11 protein-coding genes are annotated in these 17587 nt (G+C 44.4%); 6 read left to right on the top strand and 5 right to left on the bottom strand.

Annotation, left to right across the window (positions count from 1 at the left end):
* Nucleotides 1-122: 122 nt before the first annotated feature.
* Both H9629_RS12255 and H9629_RS12250 read left to right on the top strand, forming a co-directional pair.
* Nucleotides 123-1850 carry a glutamine--tRNA ligase/YqeY domain fusion protein gene (locus H9629_RS12255; RefSeq protein ID WP_191731181.1) on the top strand — a complete coding sequence of 576 codons (1728 nt, stop codon included), beginning with the start codon at nt 123-125 and terminating at the stop codon, nt 1848-1850.
* A 69-nt stretch (nt 1851-1919) separates the two neighbouring features.
* Nucleotides 1920-2831 (top strand): bestrophin family protein, encoded by a 912-nt coding sequence (locus tag H9629_RS12250; RefSeq protein ID WP_144723968.1) that lies wholly within the window; start codon nt 1920-1922, stop codon nt 2829-2831.
* Nucleotides 2832-2910: 79 nt separating this feature from the next.
* Here the strand turns inward: H9629_RS12250 and H9629_RS12245 are convergent, their stop codons facing one another.
* From H9629_RS12245 to putA, 4 genes are all read right to left on the bottom strand, one after another.
* Nucleotides 2911-3471 carry a lecithin retinol acyltransferase family protein gene (locus H9629_RS12245; RefSeq protein ID WP_064096068.1) on the bottom strand — a complete coding sequence of 187 codons (561 nt, stop codon included), beginning with the start codon at nt 3469-3471 and terminating at the stop codon, nt 2911-2913.
* A 391-nt stretch (nt 3472-3862) separates the two neighbouring features.
* Nucleotides 3863-4087 (bottom strand): hypothetical protein, encoded by a 225-nt coding sequence (locus H9629_RS12240; protein ID WP_034436106.1) that lies wholly within the window; start codon nt 4085-4087, stop codon nt 3863-3865.
* A gap of 243 nt (nt 4088-4330) precedes the next feature.
* Complete coding sequence (gene trmA / locus H9629_RS12235) at nt 4331-5413, bottom strand: tRNA (uridine(54)-C5)-methyltransferase TrmA (protein WP_064102057.1); 1083 nt, start codon at nt 5411-5413, stop codon at nt 4331-4333.
* Nucleotides 5414-5597: 184 nt separating this feature from the next.
* Entirely contained in the window at nt 5598-9353 is a 3756-nt protein-coding gene (putA, locus tag H9629_RS12230; RefSeq protein WP_191731180.1) for a trifunctional transcriptional regulator/proline dehydrogenase/L-glutamate gamma-semialdehyde dehydrogenase, read from the bottom strand.
* Between the two features lie 118 nt (nt 9354-9471).
* Between putA and H9629_RS12225 the strand changes: the two genes are divergently transcribed.
* Nucleotides 9472-9966, top strand: a complete 495-nt coding sequence (locus H9629_RS12225; RefSeq protein ID WP_191731179.1) for an Lrp/AsnC ligand binding domain-containing protein — start codon at nt 9472-9474, stop codon at nt 9964-9966.
* 64 nt (nt 9967-10030) lie between these two features.
* On the opposite strand, the gene putP is transcribed toward H9629_RS12225, so the two are convergent.
* Nucleotides 10031-11539, bottom strand: coding sequence for a sodium/proline symporter PutP (gene putP, locus H9629_RS12220; protein WP_064102059.1), 1509 nt, complete (start codon nt 11537-11539; stop codon nt 10031-10033).
* Between the two features lie 418 nt (nt 11540-11957).
* On the opposite strand from putP, the gene aspA reads away from it, so the two are divergent.
* From aspA to mfd, 3 genes are all read left to right on the top strand, one after another.
* Entirely contained in the window at nt 11958-13400 is a 1443-nt protein-coding gene (gene aspA / locus H9629_RS12215; RefSeq protein WP_064102166.1) for an aspartate ammonia-lyase, read from the top strand.
* 129 nt (nt 13401-13529) lie between these two features.
* On the top strand, nt 13530-13895 hold the full coding sequence (locus tag H9629_RS12210) for a hypothetical protein (RefSeq protein ID WP_171255283.1): 366 nt from the start codon (nt 13530-13532) through the stop codon (nt 13893-13895).
* A gap of 123 nt (nt 13896-14018) precedes the next feature.
* Nucleotides 14019-17477 (top strand): transcription-repair coupling factor, encoded by a 3459-nt coding sequence (mfd, locus tag H9629_RS12205; RefSeq protein ID WP_064096073.1) that lies wholly within the window; start codon nt 14019-14021, stop codon nt 17475-17477.
* The last annotated feature ends 110 nt before the right edge of the window (nt 17478-17587 follow it).

Raw genomic sequence — 17587 nt, 5'->3', positions numbered from 1 at the left:
TAGCGGTTGAGAGATTAATCACCTATAGTTAAACTAAGGAACTTTGTTAATGAATATACGTACAAATTGTACGATTAAATATTTGTTAATCCCTTTTTAACTTTAGAAGTGAATGATTGATCATGAAGCCAAATGATGTTGTGACATCTCTGCCCGAGAACCCGACCCAAAATAACAGTGCAGTCGATTCAGTGCAGCAGCAAGAGCAACAACCAGGCTTGGATTTTGTACGTCAGGTCATTACCGATGATTTAGCTGCTGGTCGCGTTCAACAGGTAGTGACGCGTTTTCCGCCTGAGCCGAATGGCTATTTACATATTGGCCATGTGAAAGCAATTTGCTTGAACTTCGGAATTGCTGAAGAATTTAAAGGTGTTTGTAACCTGCGTTTTGATGATACCAATCCGGATGCCGAAGAACAGGAATATGTTGATGGTATTGCCAATGACGTGAAATGGCTAGGCTTCCAGTGGGAAGGTGAGCCGCGTTATGCATCAAGCTATTTTGATCAACTTTATACCTGGGCAGTTCAGCTGATTGAGCAGGGTGATGCCTATGTTGATTTGCAAAGTCCAGAAGAGATCCGTTTAAACCGTGGTAACTTTGTTGAGCCGGGTAAAAACTCGCCACAACGTGATGCAACTGTTGCGGAAAACCTAGAACGTTTTGAAAAAATGCGTTGCGGTGAATACGCGGAAGGTCAGGCTGTTTTACGCGCCAAGATCGATATGACTTCACCGAACGTGCATATGCGTGATCCGATTCTGTATCGTATTTTGCATTCTGAACATCATCAGACTGGCGATAAATGGAAAATTTATCCAATGTATGACTATGCGCATCCATTATCTGATGCGATTGAAGGCGTTACGCACTCACTGTGCACCTTGGAATTCCAAGATCATCGTCCGTTCTATGATTGGGTGATAGCAAAAGTTAAATCACCGTCAGTGCCACGTCAGTACGAATCTAGCCGTTTGAACGTGGATTACACCATCACCTCAAAGCGTAAACTGCGTAAACTGGTTGAAGGTGGCTTTGTTCAGGGTTGGGATGACCCACGTATGCCAACTGTAGTCGGTATGCGTCGTCGTGGTTTCACCCCTGAAGGTCTGCGTGATTTCTGTCAGCGCGTCGGTGTATCGAAGGTTGATGGCAGTATCGTCGATGTAGCCATGCTGGAATACAGTATTCGCCAGTCTCTGGAAAATACCGCCGCGCGTGGTATGGCTGTGTTAAATCCACTCAAAGTGACTTTAACCAATTTGCCAGCTGACATGGACCTGACCCATTCACGTCATCCGAATGTCGATATGGGTGAGCGTGTTATTCCACTGACGACCGAGCTGTTTATTGACCGTAAAGACTTTGAAGAAGAGCCACCAAAAGGCTTTAAACGTCTGATTCCAGGCGGTGAAGTCCGTTTACGTCATGCCTATGTCATCAAATGCGATGAAGTCATTAAAGATGAAAATGGTGAAGTGGTTGAGCTGAAATGTTCGATTGATCCTGAAACTTTAGGTAAAAATCCTGAAGGTCGTAAGGTGAAAGGCGTGATTCACTGGGTATCTGCGACTAAGGGTATTCCTGCCGAAGTGCGTATTTACGATCGTCTGTTTACGGAGTCTGATCCTGAAGTGGGCGATGACTTTCTGGAAAACCTCAACCCTGAATCATTGAAGGTGGTTCAAGCCGTGATTGAGCCTGCTTTGTCGCAAGCTCAGCCGGAAGATCGTTTCCAGTTTGAGCGTGAAGGCTATTTTGTGGCGGATCAATATGATCATTCCAGCGAAAAACCGGTATTTAACCGTATCCTTGATCTTAAGGACAGCTTTAAACCGGGCAAATAAGCTGGTTTAAGTCAAAATGTAAAAAGCCCAACTCTGGTTGGGCTTTTTTAATACAGCAGGGAACATTCCATGATTGTGCGTGATAAGAATAATAGTTTAGGTTTACTGTTTGCCTGGCAGGGAACGATTCTGCCCAAGGTGCTGCCCGCATTGGTTTTGGTGGTCTTTATTTCTGCCTTGCTGGTGTATTTGAGTCAGGCGCATTTCGTCAGCCTTCCTGCTGTCCCGGCAATTGGCTTTACGATTTTTGGTGTCATTCTCTCGATTTTTTTAAGTTTTAGAAATACGGCCTGCTATGATCGATGGTGGGAAGGACGCAAGCTTTGGGGTGCGCTGATTGCAACCACGCGTCATTTATGCCGTGACAGCCACGTTCTGGACGATCAAACTCGTGAAATCTTATTGTACCGCATGATGCTGTTTACCCATCTATTACGGGACCGATTGAGACAGCAAATGTCCAGCATTCAGGCTTATCAGGCCACTGCCAGCTTTGAACCCGAATCATTCGAGCAATTGCCCATGCAAATCAATCCCTCACAATGGGTGCTGGAGCAGATGCAAAAACAGCTGGTACAACAGTATCAGCAGGGCAAGATCAGCGATATTATTTATAACAACCTGAATCAGCATACTGTGGCCTTGGGAGATATTCAGGCCGGTTGTGACCGGATTTTGTCAACCCCATTGCCATTTTCTTATTCGGTGTTGTTGCATCGTGCGGTTTATTCTTTTTGCTTTATCTTGCCTTTCAGTTTGCAGGCGAATTTAGGCCTGTGGACGCCGATTCTGGTCGGATTGATTGCTTATATGTTGCTCGGGCTGGATGAGCTCAGTGCGGAACTGGAAGAACCCTTTGGCTTGCAGGACAACGATCTGCCGCTAGATTCAATTGTACGACTGGTAGAGCGGGAAACCCTAAGCTCTTTAGGTAAAGCACTACCTGAGGCGATTCAAGCCAGAAAAGGCTATTTAACCTGATTTGCTATCTATATCTTCAAAATGTAAACACGGCTTCAACCTTTCCTGCTCATTATTTATCGGTAGACTAGGTGTTGAATTAACGATGTTTAAAATTAGTCAGGTCTGACACCTTGGTTTTAGCCTGATCTTGCAATTCACGATATTGTTGCAAACGCTGCTTGGCTTTATCTCTGAGTTTCTTCTTGATGTACAGTGCCAATGCGAAACTGGTGGTGGTCAGGGTCAGGAACATGCTGTTCATAAAACTCATCATTGAGCTGATATAGCCAATCGTCGTCAGGCGATTCATCATGTAAATTACTTGCGGACTACTTTCCACGCCGGTAATGGCCCAAGTGCACAAATGCTCGCAATTATTAATAATCAGATGATAGTTATTTTCATGCATTCTGGAACGCATGCGACGTACCACTTTACGACCTTTATATTTTGCCGAATCATAATGCTGTATGTGAATTGGTTTACCCTGACTGAAATTTTCAATCGAGGTGATTTCAATAGGGCGTTTTTTGAATAAATGCGCAAAACCGGAATAATGAATGACACGACCACGTCCGGCATAAATCCCGTGATGGGTATAGCCGAAATGTTTGACCATAAGATGTGCCCCTATGGGAAACCGTTTAGTCCGCTGCATATCAGAATTAAGCCATTTAAAAGCATTGTCGTTTAATAGGAAGTGTACTGTGTTTTACAAAATTAATCGATGTCTTGTCTGCATTTCAGAATAAAATTGGAGACTTGATCATCATTTTTTAAATAATTCAAAGAAGCTAGAATCGAAGAAATATAGAGGTGATAAAAAGATCTAAATAGCCTAAGAAAATCAGCTCTTGCTCTAAAATCAAAACCTGGAATCGAAGGTATCATGCAGAATTTCTCTGCCTAATGACAGAGACTCTCAAGTCATTTTTAGCCTTATAACCTGAGTAAAGGAAGAGGGGATTAAATTATACAATCCCACTTCTCCAAATAAAAAAAGCACCTGATGAAACAGGTGCTTTTTTTACGGCTGTAACGTTGGCCGATTATTGCAATGGCAAGTGCTGAAGTTCATTCAGCTCTTTGCGGCTATAGCCTCGAGATACGAGAACCTTTTTAATTCCGATGATGATTTCTTCATCAGTGGCTTTAGAAAGTGCTTCAAGAAGCTGTTCATTTGTCTTGCAAGAGCAATCATTTTCAACACAAGCGATTTGATTCTTGTGTTCATTGTGTTGTTCATTAGAAAACAACTTTTGCCAAAAACTCATAGAGCCTTCATACAACAACCTAACATAGAGTGAAATATAGCCAATTAAATAAATAAAGCAATAGGACCTATGTGATAAAAGCAGCAGTCAGACTTGAAAATTTCCGATTGAAGCCAATATTTCTAACGATATTTCTTGCTGTACAAGTCAATATTTATTATTAAGTTTATGATTGTTAATACAAAAAATGGAGCTTCAAAAAGCTCCATTATTGTAACAATATAATAAATTGAAACAAATTCTTTATACTTTTTCCAGTAAAACACCTGTCTCTACATGGTGAGTATAAGGAAACTGGTCGAACATGGCGAATTTGCTGATTTTGTGGGTGTGAGACAATTGTTTCAGATTGTCATATAAAGTATCTGGATTACATGAAATGTAAATAATACGCTGGAAACGTTGTAACAACTTCAGTGTTTCAGTATCAATCCCAGCACGCGGTGGATCGACAAATACCGTATCAAAATCATAAGTCGAAATATCGATTTGTGCTTCCTGCAAGCGGCGGAAAACACGTTCGCCATTATAAGCTTGAGTGAATTCTTCGGCAGACAGACGCGCAACCTGAATATTTTCAATCTGGTTCTGCTCAATATTCCACTCAGCTGCATAAACTGAAGATTTGGCTAATTCAGTGGCCAATACACGGCGGAACTTGGTTGAAAGCGGCAGAGTGAAGTTGCCATTACCACAGTAGAGTTCCAGCAAATCTTTATCTGATTGTTCCGCTGCATCACATGCCCATTCCAGCATTTTTTGACAAACTTGTGCATTGGGCTGGGTGAAGCTGCTTTCGATCTGCTTATATTTATAGCGACGATCAAAAACAGACAGTTCTTCCACCACATATTCATCAGTCAGGACAAATTTCTGGCCACGGCTGCGACCAATCAGTTTGATGTTGAGTTTTTCCGCCAGCGCTTTTGCTGCTGGTTCCCAGCTTTCATCCAGTTTACGGTGATAAATTAGGGATACCAGAACCTGACCACTTAAAGTCGCCAGAAAATGTACTTCAAACAGGCGATGACCCAGATTGGCATCTGCCTTGAATGCTGCCAGTAGTTGCGGCATCAAGTCATTAATACTGCGGTCTGCAATTGGAAACTCATCAATCCGAATCACTTTTTTATTGTTGTTCTCGTCACGTTCAAACATGGCATAAAACAGATCATCTTCAGTATGCCAGATCCGGAATTCAGCACGCATGCGGAAATATTTTTCAGGAGACTGGAATACTTCTAAAGCAGGTGGTTGATATTCGGCAAACTGAGCGCTGATGCGTTCAATTTTGGCTTCAAGTTGTTGCTGATAAGATGAGGTCATATGCAGTAAGAAATCGCAAATATTTTAAAGCGCAAATGGTAGCAAAAAATTGCCGATCTGCCTAAGCCTATTCTGGTAGAACGGCTTTAAAAACTGCATAAAAAAGACCAAACACTCTGAGGAGAAAAATTTGGTCATAAAGAGGAAATATTTGAACTAAAAATGCGGGATTTATTCGACTTATTTAGAGATTACCCATGGTCATTAAACTGGCATTGCCGCCTGCCGCCGCCGTATTGATGCTGATGGCGCGTTCAATCACCAATCGTTCGACCGGAATATCGTAGTTTCCCGAACTCAAATGAGTAACACTAATAATTGGACCTTTTCGGGCTGCAATGCGTTTCTGCAAATCAATCAGTTCAGCAGTGTCACCATGATGCAGGACGGCACCAAATGCACCTATTTCAATATTCCGGATCACTTTAAACTGCTTGCTGACCGCGGCCGGCATCGTTGGTAAATATTTCAGCATAAAAGTATTGTCCGCCAGTACCGCAGGACGACTGCCAACCGATAAAATCGCCAGAATTTGCTGAATCTGATCCTGCTCGGTATGTGCTAAGGATAAAACACTTTCTCGTGGCAAGATGATGTACTGATTATCCTCACCAGTTGGGCCTTGCAGGCTAAAGCTTTGACCAGTCGCAATTTGCATAGGCGCTTTTAAAGATAAAGTTGGGAAAGTTTTAGCTAACCAAGCTTTAAACTCCTGAACAAGGTGATTTTCAACAAGGGCTGGCTCCGCTTGAACTGCATAAGGCTGAGCCAGTTTTTTCTCGGATACGTGATGCATTAAACGGTAGATATACAACGGGCCACCCGCTTTCGGGCCGGTGCCGGACAAGCCTTCACCACCAAATGGCTGGACACCCACGACAGCACCAACGATATTGCGGTTGATATACAGGTTGCCGACTTCTGCTCGCGCAATCACGGTTTGCATGGTTTCATCAATGCGCGTGTGCAAACCCATAGTCAGGCCATAGCCCTTACTGTTGATCTGATCTAATAACTGTTCCAGTTCGCCATATTTATAGCTGATCAGATGCAGTACCGGACCAAATACTTCACGTTCCAGATCATCCAGATTTGGCAGTTCAATCAGGGTTGGTGCAATGAATGTTCCTGGAGTTAATTCAGTCTGGTCTTGATTAAACATCAACTGATAAACTTTATGGCCTTTGCTGCGCATCTGCTCAATATGCTGTTGGATATTTTGTTGGGCTTCTGCATCAATCACCGGACCAATATCGGTTTTAAGCAAGACCGGATTGCCAACGCGCAACTGTTGCATCGCACCTTTGAGCATGTTGCGCACAGCCTCCAGATTATCTTCTTGCACACAGAGGACACGCAGGGCAGAACAGCGTTGACCGGCACTGTCATAGGCAGAGCTCACAACATCCAGCACCACCTGTTCGGTCAGGGCGGATGAATCCACAATCATGGCATTCTGACCACCGGTTTCAGCAATCAGGGTGACGCTTTCTCCAAACTGGTTTAGCCGTTCTGCAACGGTTTTTTGTAGAATTTGGGCGACCTCGGTGGAACCGGTAAACATGATGCCCTGAATACGCGAATCTGCAGTGAGCTGTGCACCAATGGTTTCACCGCGCCCAGGTAGCAGCTGTAATACATCCTGCGGAATCCCTGCTTCCCATAAAATCTGTACGGCTTGTGCTGCAATGAGCGGTGTTTGTTCAGCCGGTTTGGCAATCACGGTATTACCTGCTACCAGTGCCGCTGAAATCTGGCCGGTAAAAATCGCCAGCGGGAAATTCCATGGACTGATACATAGCACGGTGCCTAAAGGCTGGATCTGTACATGGTCACTGAGATCCAAAACTTGAGCTGCATAATAGCGTAAGAAATCTACTGCTTCACGAACCTCAGCAATCGCATTGGCATAGGTTTTACCTGATTCACGAGAAAGAAGAACCATGAGCGGAAGCAAGCGCTGTTCCATCAGTTCTGCGGCTTTATTCAGGCAGGCAGCACGCTCATTTTTAGGCAAATTAGCCCAGAAACTTTGTGCATTGAGGGCTTGGGTGAGTGCAATTTCGGCCTGTTCAGAAGTTGCTTCATAGACCGTGCCGACCACATCCTGATGTTGTGCCGGATTGATTACGGGAACTGCATGGGTCGTATCCACGTTGCTAAATGCCGTTCCCATAGCCGCTGCCTGAAATTGCGTATTTGCCAGATTGGATGCGACGTCATTTAAAACCCTGAGTTCAGCATCATTGGCCAAATCGAGTCCTGAAGAGTTCAGTCGTGCATCGGTATAAAGATCTTGCGGATAGGGAATATGCGGATGCTTGGCACCCAATACGTTTTCCTGTTTTGATGCCTTTAAAATCGTTTGCTGTGGATTTTCAATCAAATCTTCAATTTTCAAGGTCTTGTCGGCAATACGATTGACGAAGGACGTATTGGCACCATTTTCCAGTAAACGACGCACCAGATAAGCCAGCAAGGTTTCATGATTGCCGACTGGCGCATAGATCCGGCAGGGAACACCCAGTTTATTTTTCGATGTATCGCCCACGACATTTGCATAGAGCGGTTCGCCCATGCCATGCAAACATTGAAACTCATATTGGCCTGCATAATACTGCTCAGGTTGCGCCAGCTGATAAATCGTCGCTACCGTTTGTGCATTATGAGTGGCAAATTGCGGGTAAATATAATCCGGTTCAGCCAACAGCTTACGCGCACAGGTGATATAAGACAGATCGGTATGTACCTTGCGGGTAAATACCGGGTAATCCGACATTCCATCAATCTGGGCCTTTTTGATTTCGCTATCCCAATACGCGCCTTTGACCAGACGAATCATCAGGCGTTTCTGGCTGCGCTTCGCCAGATCAATGATGTAATCCACGACATAGAAGCAGCGTTTTTGATAGGCTTGAATCACAAAGCCAATGCCTTTCCAGTCCTGCAATTGCGGTTCAAAACACAGGCGTTCTAACAGTTCCAGCGAAATTTCAAGGCGATCGCTTTCTTCAGCATCGATATTTAAACCAATATTGTATTGCTTGGCCAGGACCGCGAGTTTCAGTACTTTTGCATAGAGTTTGTTATGTACACGATCCATTTGTGAGCGCTGATAACGTGGATGCAGCGCAGAGAGTTTGATAGAAATTCCAGGCCCGTCATAAACATCTTTATCCTGTGATGCTTGACCAATAGCATGGATGGCTTGCTGATAATCCTGATAATAACGTTCAGCATCCGGATCGGTCAGTGCTGCTTCACCCAGCATGTCATAGGAATAGCGAAAGCCTTTTTCTTCCAGCGGCTCCGCATTTTTTAATGCTTCATCAATGGTTTCACCCGTAACAAACTGCTCGCCCATCATGCGCATGGCAACATCGACGGCCTTACGAATAATTCCGCGGCCACTGCGTGCCAAAATACCAGTCAACAAGCTAGACAGGTTTTTTTGCTGTGGGGTTTCCATCAGCTTGCCGGTCAGCATCAATCCCCAGGCGGCCGCATTCACAAACATCAATTGGCTCTGGCCCAAATGTTCTTTCCAGTTACCTTGATTGATTTTGTCACGGATCAGCAAGTCACGTGTGGCTTTGTCCGGAATCCGCAGCAAGGCTTCTGCCAGACACATCAGGGCAATGCCTTCCTGAGAGGATAAAGAAAATTCCTGCAATAAACCCTGTACGATACCGGCTTTCCCAGTGGAACTTTTGCGCTCACGCAAGGAATGTGCGAGATCAAAGGCAAGTGCCTGAATCTTGTCACTTATCTCGGAAGAAATTTCACTATGGGCCAATAACTCTTCGACGCATTCAGTTTCAGCACGACGCCATGCCGTATTAATCCGTTCTTCGTATTGGTTTTTATGTTTAAATTCAGCAATATAATTCGAGTGCTGGGCCGCATCTAAAATTGAATCTGGGCGGAGAGTGGTTGGCATAGTGACTTCCTGTACTGCGTCAATCAGTTCTTTGAGGTGAATGAGTTTTAATCTATAATCACAGAATATTTGACGAATATCTCACTATAGTCTTCGCTTTTTTTAGAGAATAATTCTAATGCCAAGTCCTTATTTGAACCTTGACCGTATAGATATTCGTATACTGGGTTTATTGCAATCTGATGCCAAGCTGTCCAATATCAAACTGGCTGAACTGGTCAATCTGTCACCTACGGCAGCTTTGGCACGTGTACAAAAGCTGACCCGTGAAGGTTTTATTGTGGGCTATGAAGCGCGCCTCAATCCCATCATGTTGAATAAAGGTTTTGTGGTCTTTGTTGAAATTCTACTGGATAAAACCACACCGAATGTTCTAGATGAATTTTCCCATGCTGTGCGGCAGATTCCTGAAATTATCGAATGTCATATGATCAGTGGCGGTTTTGATTTTGTGGTGAAAATCCGCTGTGCCAATATGGATGAATTCCGCAAAATCTCAGGTCAGATCTTGTGGCAATTGCCCGGCATTAAAGAAACGCGCAGTTATCCGGTGATGGAAGTGATTAAAGAAAGTCAAAGAATTCATCTGAAAATGCCGGGAAAAGCTAAATAATTAGCAGTAAATTAAAATCAAAAAGGGACTCGAAAGTCCCTTTAATTTATGCTGAAGACAATGTTTATTTTTTCATTTCCGCCATTTCTTTTTGATACTCGGCTTTAGCCATTTCAAAACGATGTACCACATCTTCGCTAGGTGCTTTATCCAGCAGGCTGACGATGATAATGCTGAGCGTGGCCAGAATAAAGCCCGGAATAATCTCATACAGACCGGTATCACCCATGTAATTTTTCCAGACAATTACAGTCACGGCACCAACCACCATACCCACAATTGCGCCGTTGAGGGTCATTCGTTTCCAGAACAGAGACAAGATAATCAGCGGGCCGAATGCAGCACCAAAGCCGGCCCAGGCATAAGCCACCAGACCCAAAACCTTACTGTTCGGTTTAATCGCCAATGAAATTGCAACCAACGCGATCACCAAGACCATGCCACGACCTACCCAGATCAGCTCTTTTTGTGAAGCATTTTTACGCAGGAAACTCTTGTATAAATCTTCGGTGAGGGTGGTTGAGCAGACCAGAAGCTGACAGCTTAAGGTACTCATAATTGCCGCCAAGATAGCAGCCAGAATGATTCCGGCAATCCAAGGATTAAACAGAATTTTGGTTAATTCCATAAATACCGTTTCAGGATTTTGATTCACCACCGAATTCAGTGCCGGATTGACCGTAAAATAGGCTATGCCGATATAACCGGCAGCCATTGCACCGCCTAGACATAGAATCATCCAGGTCATGCCAATGCGGCGTGCAGCAGGAATGATTTTGACTGAATCTGCTGCCATAAAACGCACCAGAATATGCGGCTGGCCAAAATAACCCAAACCCCAGGCCAGACTGGAAATAATCGCGACGGTGCTTAAACCTTCAAGCATGCTTGAAGCATGTGGGCGAGCCGATTCAAGGATGACACTCACTTGCTGGCTGTTGTCGCCCAAGGCCAAGAAGGTAATGATCGGAGTCAGCAATAAGGCAAAAATCATCAAACCGGCCTGGAATGTATCTGTCCAGCTGATTGCCAAAAAGCCGCCAATACAGACATAGAGAATGGTCGCCATCGCACCAATCATAAGTGCTGTGGTGTAATTCCAGCCAAAAAGACTTTCAAACAGACGTGCGCCTGCAACCATACCCGAGGCGCAATAAATTGCAAAGAACACCAGAATCACCAGAGCTGACAATACTCGTAAAATACGCTTGCGGTCGGAAAAACGGCTGGTGAAATAATCCGGTAAGGTCAGGGCATTGTTCTGGTATTCGGTATGTGCACGTAACCGGCCAGCGACCAGTAACCAGTTTAACCATGCGCCGATAATCAAACCGACGGCAATCCACGCTTCTGACAGGCCGGAGAGGTAAATGGCCCCCGGAAGACCCATCAATAGCCAGCCACTCATGTCCGATGCACCTGCAGAAAGTGCAGTGACTACGCTGCCCAGACTTCGCCCACCTAAAATATATTCATCAAAATTAGAGGTTGCACGGTAAGCATATAAACCGATTGCAATCATGGCGATAATATAAAACACGAAGGTAATCAGGGTGGGATTTAAATAAGTCATAGGCAGGGCATCCTGTAAATATGAAAATCATCGTCCAAGATGATTTTTTGTACGGAGATCGCAAGGCAGTGATTCAAGCATGGTTTAAAAATTACACTCTGTAACAATTGCACAGCTTTTATGTTTCCTTATTGTAAATTTACTTCAGATTCACTGAAATTGGACAATGAGGAGCTAAGGGGATACAAGGCGAAAAGACGGCGATTAAGAAAAAAGTGGCAATGCAAAATAAACAATTAACGTAGAGAGATTTTAGTCAGACAATTACATAAAATTACAGAATTAACAGCTCTATCGTATTGGTAATAAACAGTAGCAAATCTAGGGCAAAGTCTTCATATTAGACGTGGATTTGTTTGCTCATATTGAGATCACACCAAATACGGTGCATCGCCAAGAGTATTTTTCCGTGGACAATATGCTTCAAATCGAACCAACCCGCATAGAACGTGATTTGTTGGGTGAAAAACAGATTCCATTACATAGCTATTATGGGATTCATACCTTACGTGCTATCGAAAATTTTAAGATTTCCGGACTGGCCGTGGGACAACAAACACATTTTATTCGTGCCTTGGCCCAAGTAAAAAAAGCCTCGGCACAGGCTAATCTGCATTTTAAAAAATTGCCTGAGCAGACCAGTACTGCCATTCAGAAAGCTTGTGATGAATTGATTCAGCATCCGGAAGCGTGGCAATCGGCATTCCCACTCGATCCTTATCAGGGCGGTGCCGGAACATCCATCAATATGAATGCCAATGAGGTGATCGCCAATATTGCCCTTGAAATGTCGGGCCATCAGAAAGGTGATTATCACATTCTGCATCCGAATGATCACGTCAATACCTCGCAATCGACCAATGACGTTTATCCAACAGCCTTGCGTCTGGCAACCTATAGCAGTCTGGACGAATTATTGAATGTACTTAACGCATTAATAGAGTGTATAGGCCAGAAGGCGGCTGAATTTAAATATGTTATCAAGATGGGACGTACCCAGTTACAAGATGCAGTTCCGATGACTATGGAACAGGAATTCCGAGCATTTGCGACTTTATTAAAAGAAGATCTGAAAATGATTAGGCAGATGCGACAGTTATTGCTGGAAGTCAATTTAGGTGCTACTGCGATTGGGACCGGGGTTAATACACCACCGGGCTATGCTAAGCGGGTGGTAGAAACTTTGGTGCACCTGACTGGTCTGCCTTTAAAAGGAGCCGCAGATTATGTCGAGGCGACCAGTGATTGTGGCGTCTTTATTATTCTGTCGAGCAGTTTAAAACGTCTCGCGGTAAAACTGTCCAAAATCTGTAATGATCTGCGCCTGCTCAGTTCGGGACCGCGTACAGGTCTGGCTGAAATTCGGTTACCCGAATTACAGGCGGGTTCTTCGATCATGCCGGCAAAAATCAATCCGGTAATTCCAGAAGTTGTGAATCAGATTGCCTTCCGGGTGATTGGTAATGATTTAACCATTACTATGGCTGCGGAAGCCGGGCAGCTACAATTGAATGTCATGGAACCTGTGATTGCTGTGGCGATGAATGAATCAATTCAGTTATTGACCCAAGGCATGCAAACTCTGAATCAGAAATGTATTGCTGGTATTCAGGCCAATGAGCAGATCTGCTTAAGTTCAGTTATGCGCAGTGTCGGGATTGTGACCTTGCTTGAACCGATATTGGGACATGCCAAATGCGATGAAATCGGCAAACAATGTATGCGCGAAAATAAAACCGTGCCACAAGTGGTATTAGAGTTGGGTTTATTGAGTGAAGCGCAATTAGAAGAGATTTTTGCATTTGAAAATCTGGTGTCTGAAATCCCTTCAGCAGAGAATCAGTTCGAACAGGTTTCTTAACAGAGCCAGAGACCTTAAATCGTCTGTAACATCGAACAGCTGCTATTTTGATAATTTGCCTCAAGTTCAGGATGTGGATTTGAGGCATTTTCATCTAGACTATAAGCTGAACTATATTTGGCTGGGTAAATGGCGATGTTTGATAAAATTAGTGCATTATTTAAAAGTAATAAACCGACTGCTGCACAGCTATATTTAGAAGAGCAGAATATCCAGTATGTAGAAGGTACAGGTTATATCGTCGATGGTATTCAACTCAATCAGGAATTGGGTGCACGGTTGGAGTATTTGTCGAATCGCCGTTTAAAACAGTTTGATGATTTAAAAGCGTTATATGATACCGCAATGCTGATCAATGAAAAAATTGATCTGGAAATTGCCCATCAGCGTTTTAATGCGACTTTAGGCAATACCAAAGAAAACCTGCTGCAATTCAAAATGATCCTTAAGAAGTTAAATGATTATTATCGTAACTTTCTGCGTGATCAAAAATAAGCTGCAAAAGTGGCTTATTTTCGATGTGTATTGATGTCGCAAGACTGCATAAAAATAACAAAATATCCTGAGATCATCGTGCTAGTATAAGCCTCAGGTTATTTAGACTTTAAAGCTATATCCATGTTCCAGCAAGAAATTTCCCAACTCAATTTACCACAGCTCAAAGCAGGCGAGAAACGCTGGTTAGGTAATCTGCAAGGTTCCTCAACTGCATTATTGCTTAAAGAAATCGTGCAGCAGCAATCGCGTTTATTTATCGTGATTGCACGTAATAATCAGCATTTGGGTCAACTGGAAAGTGAACTGGAATTTTATGGGATTAAACCCACGATTTTTCCAGATTGGGAAATCTTGCCTTATGACCGTCTCTCCCCACATCAGGATATTGTCTCGGAACGTCTGGCAATCTTATCCAATATGCCCAAAACAGGTGTACTGTTGCTGTCCGCCTCAACTCTGGCACAACGTGTAGCGCCGACCTCATGGATTCTGGGTGAGCATTTTGATATTCATGTCGGTCAGAAATTTGATCTGGAACAACAAAAGAAAAAGCTGATTCAGGCGGGTTATCATCTGGTCGATACCGTTTATGATCCGGGTGAATTCGCAGTGCGCGGCAGTATCATGGATATCTACGCATCGGGACAGGAAGCACCAATTCGGATTGACCTGTTTGATGATGAAATTGAAAGCCTGAAATTTTTTGATTCTGAAACTCAGCGCACCACAGAAAGTTTGCAGCAGTTTACCGTATTGCCGGCACAGGAATTTCCGCTCAAGGAAGGTCGTGCCACTTTCCGTGACCGCTATGCCGAATTTTTCCCGACCGCGAATCCAAAGAAAAACCCGATCTATCAGGATGTGATGGATGGCATAGTCTCGCCGGGAATCGAGTTTTATTTGCCCTTGTTTTTCAGCGCGGAAGCCATGCAAGGCCAAAGTTCACTGATTTCGTACCTACCAAAGAATGGCATTGTCATTACAGATAGGGCTCTCGAAGAAAGTCTCAGCCAATTTTGGCAAGATGTTGTGCGCCGTTATGAAGACCGTCGCCACAATGTCGATCAGCCGATCTTGCCCCCAGAAAGCCTGTTTTTTCAGACCAATCAGGTGCTGGAGCAACTGAATCAGTTTGCACGCATTATTGCCGCACAAACACCTTTTGATCAAAAAGCTGGAGTATTGAATCTTGATACCCAGTTGCCACCGCGTCTACCTGTAGACCCGAAACGTGAAAAACCGTTTCATGAAGTCAAAAAATATATTGATCAGGCCAATCATCCGGTACTGCTGGTGGCTGAGAGTGCGGGACGCCGTGAAAGTCTCAAAGACGCCTTAAGACCAAGTCTGGGTGATATTCCAACAGTTGAAAATTTTGATAGTTTTGTCCAGTCCCTGCATGCAATTGCCATTACCAATGCGCCTTTAGAGCGCGGTCTGGTATTGACTGATCGTGTTAGCGTAATTTCTGAAAATCAGCTGTATGAACATCGGGTGGTACAGCGCCGTCGCAAGCGTCTGCAGGAAGTTTCCGAAGAGTTTCTGATCCGAAGTCTAACTGAGTTGACCATGGGTGCGCCTGTGGTACATATCGATTATGGGGTCGGACGTTATGCTGGTCTGGTCACCTTAAGTATTGATGATCAGGATCATGAATTCCTGCAGCTGGATTATGCAGATGCCGCAAAAGTCTACGTGCCGGTGACCAATCTGCACTTGATCAGCCGGTATAGTGGCGGTGATCCGGATCTGGCACCTTTGCATAAACTGGGTACAGATGCGTGGAATAAAGCCAAACGTAAAGCGCTGGAACAGATTCACGATGTCGCGGCCGAATTGCTACATATTCAGGCACGGCGTTCTTCCAAGCCCGGGATCAGTTTTGAAATCGATCAAAGCCTGTATATGCAATTTGCCAGTGGCTTTGCTTATGAAGAAACACCGGATCAGGCCAATGCCATTGAAGCTACGCTGCAGGATATGCAGCAGGCCAAACCGATGGATCGACTGGTGTGTGGTGATGTCGGTTTCGGCAAGACAGAAGTCGCAATGCGTGCCGCATTTGTTGCAGTGCAGAATAACCGGCAGGTGGCGATTCTGGTACCGACTACCTTGCTGGCACAACAGCATTATGATTCATTCAAAGATCGTTTTGCCGACTGGCCGGTCCGGATTGAAGTGCTGTCACGTTTCGGTTCTTCCAAATCACATACCAAGACCATTGACGACCTGATTGAAGGTAAAGTCGATATTGTGATTGGTACACATAAGATTTTGCAGGAAAATGTCCAGTTTAAGAATCTCGGTCTGATGATTGTCGATGAAGAGCATCGTTTCGGTGTGCGCGACAAGGAACGAATCAAGGCCATGCGTGCCGATGTTGATATGCTGACACTGACTGCGACCCCAATTCCACGTACGCTGAATATGGCCTTTAGTGGCATGCGTGATCTGTCGATTATCGCCACACCGCCGGCACGCCGTCTTGCGGTGAAAACTTTTGTGCAAGAACATACCGATGACACCATTAAAGAAGCGATTCTGCGTGAATTACTGCGCGGTGGTCAGGTTTATTTTTTGCATAATGAAGTTGATACGATTGATCGTGCCGCCGAGCATATCCGTAAATTGGTGCCGGAAGCGCGGGTGATTGTGGCCCACGGGCAGATGCGTGAACGTGAACTGGAGCAGGTGATGCAGCAGTTCTATCATAAGGAATATAATGTTCTGGTATGTTCGACCATTATTGAAACCGGGATTGATGTTCCGAATGCCAATACCATTCTGATTGAACGTGCTGACAAACTCGGATTGGCACAACTGCATCAGCTGCGCGGACGTGTAGGGCGCTCACATCATCAGGCTTATGCCTATTTAATGGTGCCGTCTTTAAAAGCCTTAAAAGGTGATGCGGAAAAACGTCTGGACGCCATTCAGCGTGCATCAACCTTGGGTGCCGGTTTTATGCTGGCAACTGAAGATCTGGAAATTCGCGGCGCAGGTGAATTGCTCGGTGAGCAGCAGAGTGGTTCGATGCAGGCGATTGGTTATAGCCTGTATATGGAAATGCTGGAAAAAGCCACCAAAGCCATTCAAAAAGGCAAAACGCCAAACTTCGATGCACCATTGTCTTTGACTGCCGAAATTACCCTGCATATGCCCGCACTGATTCCGGATGAATATCTTGGCGATGTCCATCAACGTCTGTTGTTTTATAAGCGTATCAGTAATACCGATACCCAGGAAAAACTGGACAATATCCGGATGGAATTGATCGACCGTTTTGGCATACCGCCACAACCTGTCAAACAGCTATTTACCGTCCATCAGATTCGACTGAAAGCCGAACAGCTTGGTATTACCAAAATTGATATCAGTAGCCAGGGCGGGCATATTGAATTTGCCCCGGATACCCCGGTTCAGGCGATGACCATCATCCAGATGATGCAGAAACATCCGACCTATTTCCGTATGGAGGGAGGACAGCGTCTGAAAGTGATGGTCATGCTGGAAGATTATCAAAAACGGATTCAGTTTATTCAGGATTTGCTGGATAGTCTGCTCAAAGAATTACACTGATTTTATTCGATTAAATCAGCCTGAAAATTCAGCTGGGATTACATTACAGGATGAAATTTGCAGGAACGACAGGCTTGATTTTTTTGATGAATTGTTTAGAGTGATTGTTG

The sequence above is a fragment of the Acinetobacter pecorum genome, from assembly GCF_014837015.1.
Taxonomy (GTDB): domain Bacteria; phylum Pseudomonadota; class Gammaproteobacteria; order Pseudomonadales; family Moraxellaceae; genus Acinetobacter; species Acinetobacter pecorum.
The sequence above is the reverse complement of the archived record's forward strand: the minus strand, read 5'-3'. Positions and strand labels throughout refer to the sequence as shown.